The sequence below is a fragment of the Desemzia sp. FAM 23988 genome (genome assembly GCF_045528365.1).
GTDB lineage: Bacteria > Bacillota > Bacilli > Lactobacillales > Carnobacteriaceae > Desemzia.
The window spans coordinates 154,410-171,351 of record NZ_JBGQQS010000003.1; the positions used below are offsets into that span (position 1 = coordinate 154,410).

Genomic DNA, 16,942 nt, shown 5'->3' on the forward strand with positions numbered 1-16,942 from the left:
TAATAGTTAAAGAAGGTGAGTTTGAGATATGTTTATAGGATTTGATATTGGTGGTACAAATGTTAAGTATGGGTTGGTAAATAGTAAAGGAGAAATTTTAGAGAAATCGTTGTTTCCCACTCAGCATAACCGATGCGCATTGCTAGAAGATATTACCCAAATCATAAAAGAATATCAAATTAGATTTGAAATAAAAGGAATCGGAGTTAGTGCTCCGGGTATTATACAAGATAATGGTTTCATGGTTACTGGAGGCGCAATTAAAGAGTTATATGGTACAAATTTAAAAGAAGAAATAGAGAATCTGACTGGAATTTATACATTTGTAGAAAATGATGCTAATGCAGCTGCAATAGCAGAAAAATGGATTGGAAATGCAATAGGAGTAGATAATTATCTTTGTATAGTACTAGGTACAGGAGTTGGTGGAGGAATTGTAATCAATGGGGATATTTATCGTGGTAAACATGGAATGGCTGGAGAATTTGGCTACATGATGATTCATGATATAAATGCAGATGAGGATGTTGAAGACTCTTCGTTGAATCGAAATGCTGCAGTAGTAGGAGGCCTTTATCATCAATATTCAATAGAACTAGCAAAAAAAACCTTTCCTAGAGAACCAGTTACAAATGCAACTGAAATTATGGAAAGAGCAAAAAATGGTGAGATTGAGGCTCAAACTGTAATGAAACGATTTTATCAAGATATCTCAATTGGAGTAGTAAATTTGATTGCTGCTTATGATCCAGAATTAGTTCTAATTGGTGGAGGAATTAGTGCTAATATTGAATTTATAGAAAATCTAAAAAAGGAAATTAGTGAATTAGTAGACCGCCATCAAAGTATGAGATTTCTAAAAGAGAAAACAATTGCACAAGTATTACCTACGAAATTAAAAAATGATGCAGGTTTAATTGGTGCAGTATACCAAGTTCAACAAAAACTAAATAGTATGCTGGTAGTTAAATAATTAATGATATATAGATGCTACAAATAACCCTTACTATAATATGAAAAATTATAGTAAGGGTTATTTTGCAGTCAAAAGATTACTGCACTTATTAGAGCCGTGACAGTCTACTTAAAAAGATTAAATAAAAAGTTAAATCGTTTTACTTTGAAAGCGGTATTAATTTGGGTATTGTTTAATATAAGAAGCTAAAAGAAAGGACTGATTGGGTTATGGAGATAAAAGGGAAGAAAGTTTTAGCTGGATTAATTTTAGCCGGAGCTTTAGGGGCAGCTGGTTGTGGAAATAATGATTCTGGGGAATCTGATCAAGGAAATACGGGAGATTCAGGAGAAAATGTTCTGACAGTATCGATAGAAGAAATCTATTCAGATTATTTTGAGTCCATAAAAGGTGATTTTGAAGAAGAACATGGCGTAACGGTGGAGTTTGTTTTTCGTGAACAATTAGAGCAAGCAGAAGCATTGCCTTTAGATGGTCCGGCTGGAATTGGACCAGATGTGATGATGATTCCTTATGATCGAATCGGACAATTGGCTCAACAAGGTCACTTGGCTACTGTAACTGTGCCAGATGATGGGCGTTTTAATGAAACGGATATTCAACAAGTCACCGTAGACGACCAGATTTATGGCATGCCGTACTTATTGGAAACTTTAGTTCTTTATTACAATAAAGACTTGGTAGAAACAGAACCTGCTACATTTGAAGATTTAGAAGCACTAATGCAAAATGAAGAATACAACTTTGAAATAGAAGAGGGAAAGAATACCGGATTCTTAGCTAACTGGCTTGATTTCTATTATTCATATGGCTTATTTGCAGGTTACGGTGGGTATATATTTGGCGATGAAGGTACTGATCCGTCAGATATTGGTTTGAACAATGAAGGTTCAATAGAAGCACTAAATTATCTTACTGAATGGTATGCACAATGGCCACAAGGGATGCAAGACGAAGGAACAGTCGGAGACTTTATAGATTCTTCATTTATTGAAGGAAATACGGCTGCGGTCATTAATGGGCCTTGGGGAGCTGCTAATTATGAAGCAGGCGGAGTGAACTTTGGAGTGACGACCATTCCTACATTGCCAAATGAAGATCCTTATCAACCATTTGCTGGCGGTAGAGGTTGGGTCATCAGCAATTACTCTGAAGATATAGAATTAGCGCAAGCTTGGTTGGAATACATTACAACACATGAAAACCAACTCACTTTTTATGAAATGGTTCAACAAATACCAGCTAATGTAGAAACAAGAAAAGTCTTACTTGAAGAAGGAACGGAAGTAGAAGCAGCGGTGGTTGAGCAATATGAAAATGCTAATCCGATGCCAAATATTCCACAAACAGCAGAAGTATGGGACAATGCGAAGAATATGATTTTTGATACAGTATCTGGTAGTAAATCAGCTGAAGATTCAGCTAATGATACGGTGGAAGTGATTCAACAATTGATTGAACAAAAATACGAATAAACAATGACAACTCTCGCGTTTATCCTTTTAAGGGATGAATGCGAGAGTTTTTTTATTTTAAAACCTCATATGAAGTAGAGGGGCTTTCGTTAAGCCCCCTAGAAAATGTGAGATAAATTATTTCTAACTAATAATTTTATCAAGATTACCATTATAAGCAGAATACATTCTATGCCAAACTGCTCTCATTTATAGACAACTAGAGACAATATTGTGTTTTTTAACGAATGTGTGATAGAGTAGTGAAAAGAAAATTTGTGCAGAGTTGATTTGTGCACTAAAGGAGAAAAAAATTATGTCTGTGTATCCATTTAATGTGAAGACAATAGATCAAAAAGAACTGTCTCTTTCTGAATACAAAGGAAAAGTCTTACTGATTGTGAATACGGCTAGTGAATGTGGTCTGGCTCCTCAACTTGAAGGGCTGCAAGAGTTGCATCAAAACTATCAAGACCAGGGATTTAGCGTACTTGGTTTTCCTTCGAATCAATTCATGAACCAAGAACCATTAGAAGGAGAGGAAATTGCTGCCTTTTGTACTACGCAATATGGAGTGAAATTTCCCTTATTTGACAAAATAATGGTGAATGGCGAGAAAGCCCATCCTTTGTATCATTACTTAGTAAATGAAACAAAAGGAAAGAAAATAAAATGGAATTATACTAAATTTTTAATTGGTAGAGATGGAGAAATTATTGAACGATTCGGCTCTTTAACAGCTCCTGAAAAGATTGAGGATTCCATTGTGGAAGCTTTATCAACACCTGTATAATGTATTCAAAATAAAAGCCCAAAAAAAACTACAGTCGTAGTTTTTTTGTTTTTTCAGCAACAAAAATTTGGAACCATGCTATACTAATTGGTATAGGTTAAAAAGAAAGGGGCAGTTGAGATGGAAATGAAAAACAAATATTTAACCATGTTAGCAAAAGAACACCCGACAATAGGGTCAACGACTTCTGAAATCATCAATCTAGAAGCCATTATGAACTTACCTAAAGCGACAGAACACTATGTAAGTGACATTCATGGGGAATACGATGCATTTCAACATGTCCTAAGAAATGGTTCAGGTAATATCAAAGAAAAAATTGGAGAGATTTTTACAGATCGATTAACTCAAAAAGCAATGAACACATTAGCGACAGTTGTCTATTACCCAGAAGAAAAAACAGAAGATATTATGCAGACGTTTGAAACGGAAGAAGAAACTCATGAGTGGTATCGAATCACTATATCCCGATTGATTGAGCTGTGTCGATTTGTAGGCTCAAAATATACACAATCAAAAGTGCGCAAATCCTTGCCTGAGGAATTTTCTTATATCACAGAGGAACTCCTTTTTAAAGATGGAACCTTTTCGAATAAAGATGGTTATTACAGTGAAATCATCGACAGCATTATCTCTCTAGATAGGGGAAAAGAGTACATTGCAGCGTTGGCTTATTTGATTCAGCGTTTGGTGGTAGACCACTTGCACGTGGTAGGAGATATTTATGATAGAGGCCCTTATCCAGATAAAATTATTGAGGCATTGATTAACCATCATTCCGTGGATGTTCAATGGGGAAATCACGATATTTTATGGATTGGTGCGGCTTCTGGCTCAGAAGTCTGCTTAGCAAATGTAATTCGGATATCGGCGCGCTACAATAATTTAGATATTCTAGAAGATAGATACGGAATATCGTTGCGGTATTTGTCTAACTTTGCTGAAGGTAACTATACAGGGGATGCGGATAGCTGTTTTGCACCGAAAGTGAACCCTGACGACAATACCTTAAAAGAAGAGATCATTCAAAATACAAAAATCCATCAAGCCATTGCTGTTATTCAGTTTAAATTAGAAGCGGCGATTATTGAAAGACATCCAGAGTTTCAACTAGAACACCGTCTGCTGTTAAACAAAATCGATTATGAAAATGGTACTATCACGATTAAAGGAAAAGAATACCCGTTATTGAGCAACAACTTTCCTACCATCGATCCGGAAAATCCGTTCAAATTATCGGATGATGAAAAGTGGATTGTCGAAAAACTAAAAGAAGGTTTTAAAAATAGTGGGAAATTGCAAAAGCACATATCCTACTTAATCAATAAGGGAAGCATGTATCTAACGTATAATGATAATCTGTTATTCCACGGGTGTATTCCGTTAAATGAAGATGGAAGCTTTATGGGAATGGAAATTAGAGGCAAGTACGTTTATGGAAAATCCTTATTGGATAAATTTGAAGATGCTGTCAAAAAAGGGTTTTTGTATCAAAATCGAACCGACAACACTAAGTACTTAGACTTAGTTTGGTACTTGTGGACAGGACCGGTCTCTTCTTTATTTGGAAAAAATCAAATGACGACTTTCGAGCGGTATTATGTAGAAGACAAAGAATGCCATGAGGAAAAGAAAAATGCCTACTATCGCATGCGAAATGAAGTTGAGGCGTGTGAAAAAATTTTAGCGGAGTTTGGATTAGATCCATCTAAAGGACACATCATTAATGGGCACACACCGGTAAAAGAAAAAAGAGGAGAAGATCCGATCAAAGCAGATGGCAGAATGTTGGTCATTGATGGTGGGTTTTCAAAAGCTTATCAAGGAACGACAGGTTTAGCTGGATATACGTTGCTGTATAATTCGTTTGGAATGATGCTGGTTTCTCATCAACCCTTCACGTCTCCTCAGGAAGCGATCGAGAATGAGATAGACATTGTTTCTACCCGACGAGTGGTAGATAAAGAATTGGAACGAAAGAAAGTGAAAGAAACGGATATCGGTAAAAAACTGCAAGATCAAGTAACTGATCTGAAAGCGTTGCTCGATGCTTACCGTAACGGGGATATCCCAGAGAACATAAAATAAATGATGTCCATTTATGGAGTCAGTAACCAAGATAACTGTTTCTTACTTAACTGGTAGGAAACAGTTATTTTGGTTTGTGAAGCTGGCAAAACAATAGCCAACCAGCTTTATGTGACAATTGAGGTAAAATCAAAAATAAAACAAAGAGAGTTTTTAATGTATTGTATTTATTTAACGAATAAAAAAACTCTTTTTCATTAATTTATAACGGCTTTCTGTTACAATAAAAATAGAAGATTCTGAAATCAGTGCACTGGAGGAAATGAAAATGAGTAAAGGTTGTACATTTTATTTTGTTCGTCATGGACAAACGTATTTTAATCATTACCGAAAGATACAAGGGTGGAGTAACACACCATTGACAGAAGAAGGTACGGAAGATGTGTATCGTAGCGCTAGAGGATTAGCGGATGTAGAATTTGATGCAGTGTACACAAGTGACTTAAGCCGTACGGTTCAAACAGCAAGTATTATTTTAGAAGAAAATAAACAGGCTGAAAATTTAAAAATTGAAATGATGCCGGAATTCAGAGAAGTCTTTTTTGGTTTCTTTGAAGGTGAAAATGTAGACGTCGCTTGGGAAACGATCAACCAAGAACTGAATTATCCTTCCATTCCTGAAATGTTTGCACAGGCAAGCATTCCCGAACGAATGAATGCGACTAAAAAAGCTGATCCGTATCACGATGCAGAAGATTTTTTAACCTTCTGGACCAGAATTGAAGAAGGGTTGATGAAACTGATCAGTAAACATCGTGATACTGGAGACAAAGTATTGGTAGTGGCTCATGGAAATACCATCCGCTACTTACTGAATAATTTAGTAGCAGAGCTAGAAAATCCGCAACCTCTTTTAAACGCAAGTGTCTCTATTGCTTCTTATCAAAATGGTGCTTACCATTTGGAAAAATACAATGAAGTCAGACACTTTAAAGATTTGAAAGAATAAGCTGAGCAAATCAGTTATACACATTCAGTTGAGTACAACTGGATGAACAACAAATATGGAGGTACAGCATTGACTACACCTAAAGGACTTGTATTTTTTGATTTAGATGGAACGTTATTGAATGCTAAATCAGAGTTGGATCAAGAAATCAGTGAAGCATTAGAAAGTATGAAGCGAAAAAATATTATTCCATTTGTAGCGACTGGCCGCAGTCCGATTGAGATTGAACATGTATTGGAAAATAGCCCGATAGATTCTTTTATTACACTGAATGGCCAATATATTGTTTATGAAGGAAAGGAAATATACCGAAGTGCTATTCCGAAAAAATTGATGAATGAATTGAAATCTGCTACCGATAAGTATGACTTTCCTTTATCTATGTACACACATGATAAAATCCGCACGACGAAGGATACTCAAACAATGATCACCGCTTATAAAAATATCCATACGAAACCACCTGAAGTGGATGCTGCTTTTCATTTGAAGGAAGAAGTATTGATGGCGCTGATTATTAATGATGATCCTAGTTACGATGAGGATTTTCGTTCTAAATTTCCTCAATTGTCTTTTTACCGCAATACACCGTATAGCGTAGACACTATTATTAAAAACAATTCCAAAGCAACTGGGATCAAAGAATTAGAAAAATTACTAGGCCTTGAAAATGTTCCAACGTATGCTTTTGGAGATGGTCCAAACGATAGAGAAATGATTGCCTATGCTGATTATGGTATCGCCATGCAAAATGGAGTGGATGAAGTAAAAGAAGTAGCTGATTACGTTACCTCATTTAGCAATGTAGAAGGCGGCATTATAGAAGGTTTGAAAAAATACAATTTAATTTAGCAGTTGTATTTATTTCGATAAGCAAATCCCATTCGCACTTTTGTGAATGGGATTTGTTGCATGGTGGGGGATAGTCCACTATTTTGCCTTATGGTGATTCAAACTGCAATGATCATCATTCAGTGTCTCTGGATGATGATCAAACTAAGCTTATCATCATAGCAATTTACTCCATCAGCTTTTATACACAAAATGGCTGAAACATTTAGTCCTCTGTTCATAAATAACCCTTTAAAGGAGCGTTTAGAATAGGGGAGAACCACTTGACCACAACAGCTTTTGTTTAGAAAACAAAAAAAGCAGTAAATACTGACAAATCAGTATTTGCTGCTTTTTTATTGTATGGAGACGAGGGGAGTCGAACCCCTGTCCAAACATAACGACACCTAGACGTCTACGTTTATAGTTATACTACTTAAAAGTTCGCTTAGTATTAGCCGCACAACAGGCATCGTACTTTGCTAGTCTGATAATCTCTTCTAAATCTTGCAGACGGAAAGATTTAGTGTATCCCACTGATTATAGGACCCTTACTCGAGTACATGGGCGATACCGAGAGGATCTACACTAAGCTGTTATTACGCAGCTAAAGCGTAAGAGTTATTATTGTTTTTAGCAGTTATATTTAACTGTAACGTTTTTACGTAGCCGTAACCTACGAAACGCGATCCAAGCTCGACCTATGCCTGTCGAATCCGTAACGCCCCCGAAATAAAAGGGAGTACAGACTTAGTACCTAAAGTACTATAATAGTCATCTATCTAACTCTGCAACTATCATACCACATCTACTAATCAAAAGAAAGTATGTTCGCTCCGGAAATAAAAAAAAGAAAGCTTAAGCTGCCTTTTAAGCAGACTATAAAACTTTCTTTTCTGTCATGCAAGTCCATTATAACCATTGCTTGTTGATTTTGATATAAATGTCTTTAACGTTTTGAGTTGTAACGATATAAGCTGTAACAATTAAAATCATCCATTTCCAGTAAATTACTGGCAAAGCCACAAAGTCAAAAAACGTACCTAGCGGGCTACCAGGAATCCAGATAGCTGCTGCAATAACAGCTAGTGTTGAAGGAATCACACTCATACTAGCTCTGCTTTGAATAAATGGAATTTTTTCGTTTGAATAATATGCACAACGACTGTCTGAGTAATCAATCCGATAACAAACCATCCTGAATGGAATAAAGGTGCATCTTGCACAGAGTTTACTTGGAAAACAAACCACATCAACAAGAAAGTCAAAATATCAAAAATGGAACTGATTGGTCCAATGCTGAAAGTAAATTTCAGCAAATCAGCAGTTTTCCAAGTAGCTGGTTCCATGAGATTTTCAGAATCCATTTTGTCCCAAGGAATGGCTAATTGTGCAACGTCATAAATCAGATTTTGAACGAGCAATTGGATAGAGAGCCCTTCTATTTGAGTGTGTAATTGTGCCAAAAAAGTTTTTTCTGTCAGATAACCGATTTCTTTTAGTTGGTTATTTTTTGATTTTTTTTCGGTATAAATAGAATTTTTTTGTTTACTATTATGTTTTCCTCCTTGACTTAAAGGAAAATAAGCGTGCTACATCATCAGCCGAATAAAATGGGTTATGGTAGCATGACTTATTTCTCTTTTAGTTTTCCAATCACTAGCAGAGCTTTGTTCCATACTCTTTCACCTCATTTTTATCGTTTATTTTGAAACGAATCTGTAGGACTTCTATATGATGGTTTACCTTCGTAGTACAGAATGCAAAACAACAAAAAAGCATACACCCCATCTGACGACAGAGTATATGCTTGAATATCCAATCCAAATAAAGGGTAAACATTCCATATCTAGATAATATTTTTTTGCATGTTAAAAAAACATTATGCCTTCTCCATCGTTGAGTTTTAGCACTATATGGCGTAGATTGTTCAACAGCTACGTTAAGAATGACCTTGCGTCGATCATTCCTGTTGACCCATTGGTGTCTCTCGACGTTTTTGTGCAGCAGCGTTTTTCCATATAGGAGCCTCGTCTAACAGAAGCTTTATTCATTTCGTTTGCCATGCTAGTTCAAAAAAATTTATAAGTCAAGTTTGATGGAAGAAAAATAATCATTTAAAAAAGCCTAATCAGTCAATCTTTAAGTAATACTTACGGATTCACAGTCAATGTAAAAAGTTTCATTTGCCGATATACTAGTATCATATTTATTAAATTGGTATCATATAACGATACTTGTGTTGCTTTAATATCATTAAGAATAAGAAAGGAGAAAAGACGGTTTAGTTAGAAAAAATGAAAGCGGTATCTGTTGTGACATATGAAGAATGGGAGTGAATAAAATGGAAAAAGTAATTGATGTACATCCAGATAATCTGGCTACTAGAAAGCCTGCTAAATATCGGACAGCTAAAGTTTGGCAAATTGGAGCTTTTGCACTAAATAATACAGCAACAAACGCATTTATGTTTTTAATGACTTTTGTATCCTATTATGCAACAGGAGTTGTTGGATTAGGAACTGTCTTAGTTTCAACGCTCATTACAGCTAGTCGTCTCTGGGATGGTGTTACTGATCCAATTATCGGTCTTTGGATTGATAAAACTGATGGTAAGTTAGGGAAATTCAGACCGTTTATGATTTCTGGTTATGTTGTTATGACCATTACCACGTTATTATTGTTTTTTACCAATCATTTAATTCCAGAAAACTTACGTTTGGCTTAATTTATAGTGTTGTATTTGATTTATATTGTTGGGTACACTTTCCAGACAGCTTGTACAAAATCTGGCCAGTCGGTATTAACCAATGATCCAAATCAACGGCCATTATTCTCTACATTTGATTTGTCTTATACGTCTTTATTCTTTGCTGGTGCTGCTGTTTATGTATCAAATTATCTAGAACCAAAACATGGTGGTTTTAATGAAGCTTTCTTTGCTGAATTTGTTATCACAGTAGTGTTAATGGTAGGAGTGTTAACTTTACTGGCAGTTGCTGGTATTTGGAAGCATGATAGAACAGAAAATTTTGGTACAGGTGGAAAACAAGAAAAAATTGGTTTAAAAGACATGTTTGGGATTTTAAAAGGGAACCGACCTTTACAAATGTTGATTGTTGCTGCGGCAACTGATAAGTTAGCCTTAACAGTTGCAAATAATGCTATTGTAATGGTCTTGTTATTTGGTGTCGTAATCGGGGATTATGGATTGTATGGTCAAGTATCAGCTTACACAATGATTCCTTCTTTGATTATTATCCAAATCGGTACAAGATATGCTCGTAAATTAGGTTCTAAGCAGGCTTTAGTAACTGCAACATGGGCATGTATCATTATTTACTCTGCGCTATTTGCTCTATTGTTACTAGGAGATCCTTCTCAAATCAGCTTTGATAACATGGGATTCATGACAATCGCTTTCTTAGTATTGTTTATTCTAGGTAATGGTGTGAAAACAGTATCAGGTGGGATTGTTATTCCAATGATTCCAGATATTACAGATTATGAAACCTATAAAACAAGCCGTTATGCACCTGGTGTAATGGGAACGATCTTCTCATTTGTGGATAAAATGATTTCTTCTTTTGGACAAACCATTATTGGTATTACTTTAGCCTGGGTCGGCTTTACTGAAGTATTCCCCACAACGGAAACTCCCTATACAGAAAATATTTTCTGGGTAACGATGTTGTTGTTCATTGGTTTATTGATTCTTGCTTGGATTGCTTCATTAATCGCTATGAGATTTTATGAATTAGATAGCAAACGAATGGCTGAAATTCAAGAAGTATTAGAAGAAAGAAGAATTGCTGGCAAATAAAGAAACAGAATAAAGCTTTTAATAAAGGATGGTAAGTACCAATGTGAAAATGGAACTTATCGTCTTTTTTGTTACAATGAATTCAAATAAGTTTCTGAGTCAATTTTGACAGCTTATTGTTTGTTATAAAGAAGGACAGATTGAATAGGAAATTAGAGGATGATCTAAATGATAATTCCAGAAAAAATAAATGCTTTGGTACATGTAAAAGGCCAATACTATAGTCTTAACTATCATTCCCATCAGCAATATGAACTGTATTTTTTCCATCAGGGAAAATGCAGATACCTGATCAATAATCAAATTTATGATTTGCAACGAGGAGATATCATTGCTTTAGATGGCACGGAACTTCATAAACCACATGTGCTTGAAGAGAGCGAATTATATGAACGCAGTATGATTCACTTTTCTGCCGCTTGGATAGAGAGTAGTCTGAAAGAATTAAATGCTCTTTATTTATTAGACGTGTTCAGAGATTTTCCACACCAAATTTTTCGCATTGAAGATCAAGAGTGCTACAATAACATCATCGAATTGGGTAAAAAATTAGCTGATTTATCTAAAGAAGAATTTACAGTTACGCAGGAAGCAGAGATAAAACTCGTCTTAAGCATGTTTTTGTTGAAAGTCTATCAAGCAAAGCGCAAACCAATCGTGTGGATGAAAGAAATAAAAAGCGAAAAAGATAAGTATGCTGAAAAAATCGCGACTTATTTGCAACAGCATTTTACTGAAAAAATCACTATTGAGAAACTGTCAAAAAAATTAAATATCAGCAAATCATATATTTCCCACGTCTTCAAATAATCTACTGGTTATTCTGTGATGGAATTTTTAATGGATTACCGTTTAGTTCAAGCCAAATTTCAAATAGAAGTTTCCGGAGCTAAAAAGACTTTAAAAGAAATAGCTTACGATTGCGGATTTGAAAGTGATGCGCACTTTAATCGTTTCTTTAAGAAAAAGATAGGTATGACACCCAATAGATATCGAAAAGAAGTTGAAGCTAATATGACCGCTGGTTCAAATCACGATTAAAAAAGAAAAGGAATTTTTATTTATGTTATATCCAATTGCTACTGAAAGTCGTACATTGACTGATTTAAATGATGTCTGGAAATTTTATCTAGATGATGAAACAAAAGAAATAGACGTAACGAAGCCATTAGTGACCGATGCTGTAATGGCAGTACCGGGCTCATTTAATGACCAAGGAGTTCTTTCAGAGATTCGCAGACATGTTGGAACAGTTTGGTACGAAAAAGAGTTTACGATTGCAAAGCCTTTACTGTCTGAAAGAATTGTCTTGCGTTTTGGGTCAGCAACTCATAAAGCGGCCGTTTATGTAAACGGCCAAAAAGTGGTAGAGCATACTGGAGGATTTACACCTTTTGAAGCCACTATCAATGACGCACTAGTAAATGGAAAAAACAGGGTAACCGTATCTGTCAACAACATTTTAGATTACACGACACTGCCTGTTGGAAATTACAGCGAAACCACTGACGAAAACGGAAATGTGATTCGCAAATCAAGTGAGAATTTTGATTTCTTCAACTATGCCGGTCTACATCGTCCAGTAAAAGTCTATACGACTCCACATAATTATATAGATGATATCATCATTTCTCATCAAGTAGATGGGAATGCTGCAAAAGTCTTTACTGTAGTGCGAACTGCTGGTCAATTTGATGAGGTAAAAGTTACTCTTATAGATGAGGAAGGAGAAGTCGTTGCCAGCAGCAAGGGTGTAGAGTCGGAATTGACAGTCGAAGATGCTCATTTATGGGAACCAATGAATGCATACCATTACATTGCTCGAGTGGAAGGATTTATTGCTGGAGAATTGATAGATGTCTATGAAGAGCCTTTTGGTATCCGGACTGTTGAAGTTGGGGACAATCAATTCTTGATCAATGGAAAACCGTTTTATTTCAAAGGTTTTGGAAAACATGAAGACACTTATCTCAATGGACGCGGCTTGAATGAGACGGCTAATGTACTGGATTTGAATTTGACGAAATGGATCGGAGCCAACTCATTCCGTACATCTCACTACCCTTATTCAGAAGAGATGATGCGTTTAGCAGATAAAGAAGGAATTGTAATTATTGATGAAACTACAGCTGTCGGGTTATTTTCAGCATTTGATTTTATGTTGTTTGGTGAAGGAAAAACTGCTAATACATGGGATACGATGGATACAACTCAAGCTCACGAACAAGTTATTCGTGAACTAATCGACCGCGATAAAAACTTAGCTTGTGTTGTTTTATGGTCCATTGCCAATGAACCTGCTCTTCATGAAGAAGGAGCTCGCGAATATTTTGAACCGCTAATCAATTTGACGAAAGAATTAGATCCTCAAAGTCGTCCGATAACGATTGTCAATATCATGATGTCGACTCCAGACAAAGATTTGGTAGCCGATTTATTGGATGTCATTGCATTGAATCGTTACTACGGTTGGTATGTACAAACTGGAGATTTAAAAGCCGGTGAAAAAGCTTTGCGTGCTGAATTAGACTTGTGGAAGGATATGTATCCTGGAAAACCTGTGATGTTCACTGAATATGGGGCAGATACTGTTCCTGGTTACCATGCTATTGATGACATTCCATTTACAGAAGAATATCAAGTACGTTATTACGATACGTACCACAAAGTTTTCAATGAGTATGAACAGGTGATTGGAGAACAATTGTGGAATTTCGCTGACTTTGAAACAAAAGTGGGCATCAACCGCGTTCAAGGGAATAAAAAAGGAATCTTCACACGCGCAAGAGAACCCAAAATGATTGCACATGTTTTAAAACAACGCTGGACAGCTATTCCAGATTTTAATTACAAAAATAAGAAACACCTATAAAGTACTCAGCACAGAAACTTACCTGTTTTCTGTGCTTTTTTTTGTAGAGTAAACGGTGCACTTGTGTAAAAGTGACTTTGTAACTCTTTAATAGTTAAAACCATCAATTAGGGAATATAGTCTAATTATTGGCGGTTCTATTCTGTTTATCTGTGATGTATAGATGAAATAATGCAAAAAAATCAAAAAATACGCTTTCACAAAACAAATATGTTGATTTTTTCACAAAAATTTTGTATGCTATCTATGAAGTTATTAAGGGAGCAAGTATGGATACATAAAGCTGTTTTAATAACTTTGAAAACGGATAGCAAAATATGGAGGTAAGAAGTATTATGAGTAAATCAATTAAAAAAAGAAACTTGTTTTTTGGAGTTTGTGCATCAGTGATCCTATTGGCAGCTGGATGTGGAAGTGATGATACTGCTACAGAAAGTGAATCAACAGCTTCTTCCGCTGCAGAAAGCACAGAAGTAGTAACAAGCGCATCTATCAGCAACGATCCTGCAGATGTATTAGCAGGACTTAGCGAAAACGGTACATGGATTTATGCGATTACAGAAGATGTTACTGTAGATGAAGATATTATGGTAGCTGGAAATTTCCATGATGGCGGGGAAGACAGTGGAGATGTATACCGTAAATTAGCTTTATATGCACAAGATGACGACCGCAATGTTACAGATGAATTTACTTTAACTGCTCCATCAATGACTGTTGAATCTCCAAACTTCAGAATCCAAAATGGTACATTTGCTGGAGATGTGATCGTTAAAGAAGAAGGGTTCGAACTTGCTGGATCAACTGTTGAAGGAAACGTGACATTTGATTCTCAAGAATTAATGGACTCTGCTAAATTAGATGAAGGTACAGTAACTGGAGAAATCACAGTAGCTGAATAACACCTCACAAAACATGAAAAAATTGGAACTCTCTTGTCTTTACTCCTAGAAGACAAGAGAGTTCTTTTTTGACGTTCCAAAACAATCTGTTTGTTGTGTACAATTAGTAGTGCCAAGCTATTGCTTTTGGTAAAATAAACTTAACAAAGTGCAAGACAACAGAGGGTGGGGATCTTATGACTTCAAAAGAAGTATTATTGTTATTAACAGATCAATGGGCAGACTGGGAGGCTGCTTATGCCATAGCAGAAGTAAATTCTGCAGCAAATTATTCGGTGAAGACTATTTCTTTTGATAAAGAATCCAAAACGTCTATTGGCGGGTTACGTACCGAGATTGATTATGATATTAAGGAGTATACGAATTTCAGTCGTTTGGCGTTAGTGATCCTGCCTGGTGGGTTTTCTTGGGCAGACAATCGATATGATGAAATAGCCGAATTTATCAAACAAGTTCGAGACCGACAAATTCCTATTGCTGCTATTTGCGGGGCAACCATTTTTCTAGGAAAACATGGCTTTCTGGATCATATAAAACACACTGGAGACAATTTTGAATTTTTTGAAAAACAAAGCGGGTACCGTGGGGAAACTCATTTTTTGGATGAACAAGTAGTCCGAGATGATGATGTCATCACAGCAAATGAAACAGCAGCGGTCGATTTTGCTTATGAAATCTACAAACTATTAAAAATCGATGATTTAGAAGAAATTGACGCATGGTACGATAATTTCAAGAATGGGTTTGTGAGAAAAAGGTCCAATGAAAAATAAATCAGCAAAGATTTAGGAAGGGAAACTATTTAATGGTATTCTAGATACTGTAAGTTAACATACAGTAGGGGGAAATTTCATGGAGACCATCACATTAGCAAATGGGTTAAAGATACCACTAGTTGGTACTGGGACGAACACGTATGGAAAAGAAGGCAATCAGTACAATGGGGAGTTGAATGGGGACTTCAGCGCTTTGGAACAAGCTATTCAATCAGGATATCGATTGATCGATACAGCTATTTCTTATCGAAATGAAGCTGGTGTTGGAGAAACTATTTCTGACAGCGGAGTGCTGAGGGAAGAGTTTTATATTACGACTAAAATTCCGGCAGATGAAGCTTATATCGGTACAAAAGAAGCGGTAGAACAAACAGTAATAAATAGTTTGAAGAACCTTCAAACAGATTACATTGACTTGTATCTGATTCATCATCCCATTGAAGATGAAGATAAATTAAAACACACTTGGGAAGTGCTGGAATCATTTGTAGACAACGGAAAAATCAAATCTATCGGTGTATCGAATTTTGATATTGATTTGTTGAAAAAGGTGCAGCAATTTGCACGTATCCAACCAGCTGTAAACCAGATTCAATCCAACCCGCATACTTGGAATAATGAAGTCATCGAGTATATGCAAAAAAATGACATTGTCGCAGAAGCTTGGGGACCGTTAAGTAGAGTAACAGATGAACAGATTGCTAAACTCAATAAAATTGCTGAAAACTACGGCAAAAACTGGGGACAAGTCTTGCTGCGTTACCAAATCCAAAGAGGTGTAGTCGTGATTCCTAAATCACACAATAATGAGCGACAAACTTCCAACTTGGAATTATTTGATTTTGAATTGACTGATGAACACATGATTAGTATTGAATCGCTGTAAAATGAAAGAGTTGTCCGCTTAAGAGAAAACTGCTTAAGCGGATAGCTCTTTTTTAATACCTGATTAATATTCTTCAGGTATCCATTCAGTAATTGGCTGGTGACGATAACGAGTGAGGTCGACTTTTCCCGACCGCGTCAGCATGATACCTTCAGACAACAGACGATCTTTTTGAGTAAAAGATCCCACCTCATCTTTTATAGCAATCTCTCCTTTGGCATTAATGATCCGATGCCATGGCAAATCATGTTTTTGACTCATTGAATGTAAGATGCGGACTACTTGACGCGCTCCGCGTGGATTACCAGCAAGAGCAGCAATTTGACCATAAGTCATTACTTTTCCAGTTGGAATAGAGCGGATGATCCGAACTACACGTTCTGTAAATGTTGTCATATGTATGGGTCCTTTCTAATTTAGAGGTTATTGACTATAACAGCAAGCGCCGCTGTTCATAGTTTGTTTGTAAGCGCAAAATGAAACGGTATATAGATATAACAAATAACCCTTGCTACAATAGTTTTGTATTACAGTAAGGGTTATTTGCAGCTTTCTTGAACTTCTTTACTCCATGGTAATAGATTTTGAAGTA

Annotated in this window: 15 protein-coding genes, 1 other RNA gene, 1 pseudogene and 1 riboswitch; of the genes and pseudogenes, 13 read left to right on the forward strand and 4 right to left on the reverse strand. The window is 36.1% G+C overall.

What is annotated here, in order from left to right; all coding sequences use genetic code 11:
- The first annotated feature begins 28 nt into the window (after nucleotides 1–28).
- From ACEN4L_RS03260 to ACEN4L_RS03285, 6 genes are all read left to right on the forward strand, one after another.
- A complete protein-coding gene (locus tag ACEN4L_RS03260) occupies nucleotides 29–973 on the forward strand; it encodes an ROK family protein (RefSeq protein WP_407095915.1) in 945 nt (314 codons plus the stop codon).
- A gap of 212 nt (nucleotides 974–1,185) precedes the next feature.
- Nucleotides 1,186–2,451: an extracellular solute-binding protein gene (locus ACEN4L_RS03265; protein WP_407095916.1), complete on the forward strand. Its 1,266-nt coding sequence runs from the start codon at nucleotides 1,186–1,188 to the stop codon at nucleotides 2,449–2,451.
- A gap of 295 nt (nucleotides 2,452–2,746) precedes the next feature.
- Nucleotides 2,747–3,223, forward strand: coding sequence for a glutathione peroxidase (locus tag ACEN4L_RS03270; RefSeq protein WP_407095917.1), 477 nt, complete (start codon nucleotides 2,747–2,749; stop codon nucleotides 3,221–3,223).
- A 120-nt stretch (nucleotides 3,224–3,343) separates the two neighbouring features.
- Nucleotides 3,344–5,311, forward strand: a complete 1,968-nt coding sequence (locus ACEN4L_RS03275) for a fructose-1,6-bisphosphatase (RefSeq protein ID WP_407095918.1) — start codon at nucleotides 3,344–3,346, stop codon at nucleotides 5,309–5,311.
- A 268-nt stretch (nucleotides 5,312–5,579) separates the two neighbouring features.
- On the forward strand, nucleotides 5,580–6,260 hold the full coding sequence (locus ACEN4L_RS03280) for a histidine phosphatase family protein (RefSeq protein WP_407095919.1): 681 nt from the start codon (nucleotides 5,580–5,582) through the stop codon (nucleotides 6,258–6,260).
- A gap of 42 nt (nucleotides 6,261–6,302) precedes the next feature.
- Nucleotides 6,303–7,112, forward strand: a complete 810-nt coding sequence (locus ACEN4L_RS03285) for a Cof-type HAD-IIB family hydrolase (RefSeq protein WP_407095920.1) — start codon at nucleotides 6,303–6,305, stop codon at nucleotides 7,110–7,112.
- A gap of 340 nt (nucleotides 7,113–7,452) precedes the next feature.
- Here the strand turns inward: ACEN4L_RS03285 and ssrA are convergent.
- The 3 genes from ssrA to ACEN4L_RS03300 form a co-directional block, all read right to left on the reverse strand.
- Nucleotides 7,453–7,820: a transfer-messenger RNA gene (gene ssrA / locus ACEN4L_RS03290) on the reverse strand.
- Between the two features lie 183 nt (nucleotides 7,821–8,003).
- Nucleotides 8,004–8,201 carry a hypothetical protein gene (locus ACEN4L_RS03295; protein WP_407095929.1) on the reverse strand — a complete coding sequence of 66 codons (198 nt, stop codon included), beginning with the start codon at nucleotides 8,199–8,201 and terminating at the stop codon, nucleotides 8,004–8,006.
- The gene (locus ACEN4L_RS03300; protein WP_407095930.1) at nucleotides 8,198–8,557 is read right to left on the reverse strand and encodes a cation transporting ATPase C-terminal domain-containing protein; all 360 of its coding nucleotides are present in this window, start codon (nucleotides 8,555–8,557) and stop codon (nucleotides 8,198–8,200) included. Before ACEN4L_RS03300 ends, ACEN4L_RS03295 begins: the two co-directional genes overlap by 4 nt.
- Nucleotides 8,558–8,974: 417 nt before the next feature.
- Nucleotides 8,975–9,140: riboswitch (M-box (ykoK) riboswitch) on the reverse strand.
- 295 nt (nucleotides 9,141–9,435) lie between these two features.
- Between ACEN4L_RS03300 and ACEN4L_RS03305 the strand changes: the two are divergent.
- From ACEN4L_RS03305 to ACEN4L_RS03335, 7 genes and pseudogenes are all read left to right on the forward strand, one after another.
- Nucleotides 9,436–10,914: pseudogene (locus tag ACEN4L_RS03305) on the forward strand (MFS transporter).
- Nucleotides 10,915–11,082: 168 nt separating this feature from the next.
- The gene (locus ACEN4L_RS03310) at nucleotides 11,083–11,724 is read left to right on the forward strand and encodes an AraC family ligand binding domain-containing protein (protein WP_407095931.1); all 642 of its coding nucleotides are present in this window, start codon (nucleotides 11,083–11,085) and stop codon (nucleotides 11,722–11,724) included.
- 15 nt (nucleotides 11,725–11,739) lie between these two features.
- On the forward strand, nucleotides 11,740–11,955 hold the full coding sequence (locus tag ACEN4L_RS03315) for a helix-turn-helix domain-containing protein (protein ID WP_407095932.1): 216 nt from the start codon (nucleotides 11,740–11,742) through the stop codon (nucleotides 11,953–11,955).
- Nucleotides 11,956–11,977: 22 nt separating this feature from the next.
- Nucleotides 11,978–13,786: a beta-glucuronidase gene (gene uidA / locus ACEN4L_RS03320; RefSeq protein WP_407095933.1), complete on the forward strand. Its 1,809-nt coding sequence runs from the start codon at nucleotides 11,978–11,980 to the stop codon at nucleotides 13,784–13,786.
- A 335-nt stretch (nucleotides 13,787–14,121) separates the two neighbouring features.
- A complete protein-coding gene (locus tag ACEN4L_RS03325; protein WP_407095934.1) occupies nucleotides 14,122–14,688 on the forward strand; it encodes a polymer-forming cytoskeletal protein in 567 nt (188 codons plus the stop codon).
- A gap of 176 nt (nucleotides 14,689–14,864) precedes the next feature.
- On the forward strand, nucleotides 14,865–15,461 hold the full coding sequence (locus ACEN4L_RS03330; protein ID WP_407095935.1) for a type 1 glutamine amidotransferase family protein: 597 nt from the start codon (nucleotides 14,865–14,867) through the stop codon (nucleotides 15,459–15,461).
- Between the two features lie 79 nt (nucleotides 15,462–15,540).
- Nucleotides 15,541–16,350: an aldo/keto reductase family protein gene (locus ACEN4L_RS03335; RefSeq protein ID WP_407095936.1), complete on the forward strand. Its 810-nt coding sequence runs from the start codon at nucleotides 15,541–15,543 to the stop codon at nucleotides 16,348–16,350.
- Nucleotides 16,351–16,413: 63 nt separating this feature from the next.
- On the opposite strand, the gene ACEN4L_RS03340 is transcribed toward ACEN4L_RS03335, so the two are convergent.
- A complete protein-coding gene (locus ACEN4L_RS03340; protein WP_407095937.1) occupies nucleotides 16,414–16,746 on the reverse strand; it encodes an MGMT family protein in 333 nt (110 codons plus the stop codon).
- Nucleotides 16,747–16,942 lie beyond the last annotated feature (196 nt).

Bases quoted from the DNA above. Each gene is read 5' to 3' on its own strand.
- ACEN4L_RS03260 (WP_407095915.1), top strand. From the start codon at position 29: ATGTTTATAGGATTTGATATTGGTGGTACAAATGTTAAGTATGGGTTG.
- ACEN4L_RS03265 (WP_407095916.1), top strand. From the start codon at position 1,186: ATGGAGATAAAAGGGAAGAAAGTTTTAGCTGGATTAATTTTAGCCGGA.
- ACEN4L_RS03270 (WP_407095917.1), top strand. From the start codon at position 2,747: ATGTCTGTGTATCCATTTAATGTGAAGACAATAGATCAAAAAGAACTG.
- ACEN4L_RS03275 (WP_407095918.1), top strand. From the start codon at position 3,344: ATGGAAATGAAAAACAAATATTTAACCATGTTAGCAAAAGAACACCCG.
- ACEN4L_RS03280 (WP_407095919.1), top strand. From the start codon at position 5,580: ATGAGTAAAGGTTGTACATTTTATTTTGTTCGTCATGGACAAACGTAT.
- ACEN4L_RS03285 (WP_407095920.1), top strand. From the start codon at position 6,303: ATGAACAACAAATATGGAGGTACAGCATTGACTACACCTAAAGGACTT.
- ACEN4L_RS03295 (WP_407095929.1), bottom strand. From the start codon at position 8,201: ATGAGTGTGATTCCTTCAACACTAGCTGTTATTGCAGCAGCTATCTGG.
- ACEN4L_RS03310 (WP_407095931.1), top strand. From the start codon at position 11,083: ATGATAATTCCAGAAAAAATAAATGCTTTGGTACATGTAAAAGGCCAA.
- uidA (WP_407095933.1), top strand. From the start codon at position 11,978: ATGTTATATCCAATTGCTACTGAAAGTCGTACATTGACTGATTTAAAT.
- ACEN4L_RS03325 (WP_407095934.1), top strand. From the start codon at position 14,122: ATGAGTAAATCAATTAAAAAAAGAAACTTGTTTTTTGGAGTTTGTGCA.
- ACEN4L_RS03330 (WP_407095935.1), top strand. From the start codon at position 14,865: ATGACTTCAAAAGAAGTATTATTGTTATTAACAGATCAATGGGCAGAC.
- ACEN4L_RS03335 (WP_407095936.1), top strand. From the start codon at position 15,541: ATGGAGACCATCACATTAGCAAATGGGTTAAAGATACCACTAGTTGGT.
- ACEN4L_RS03340 (WP_407095937.1), bottom strand. From the start codon at position 16,746: ATGACAACATTTACAGAACGTGTAGTTCGGATCATCCGCTCTATTCCA.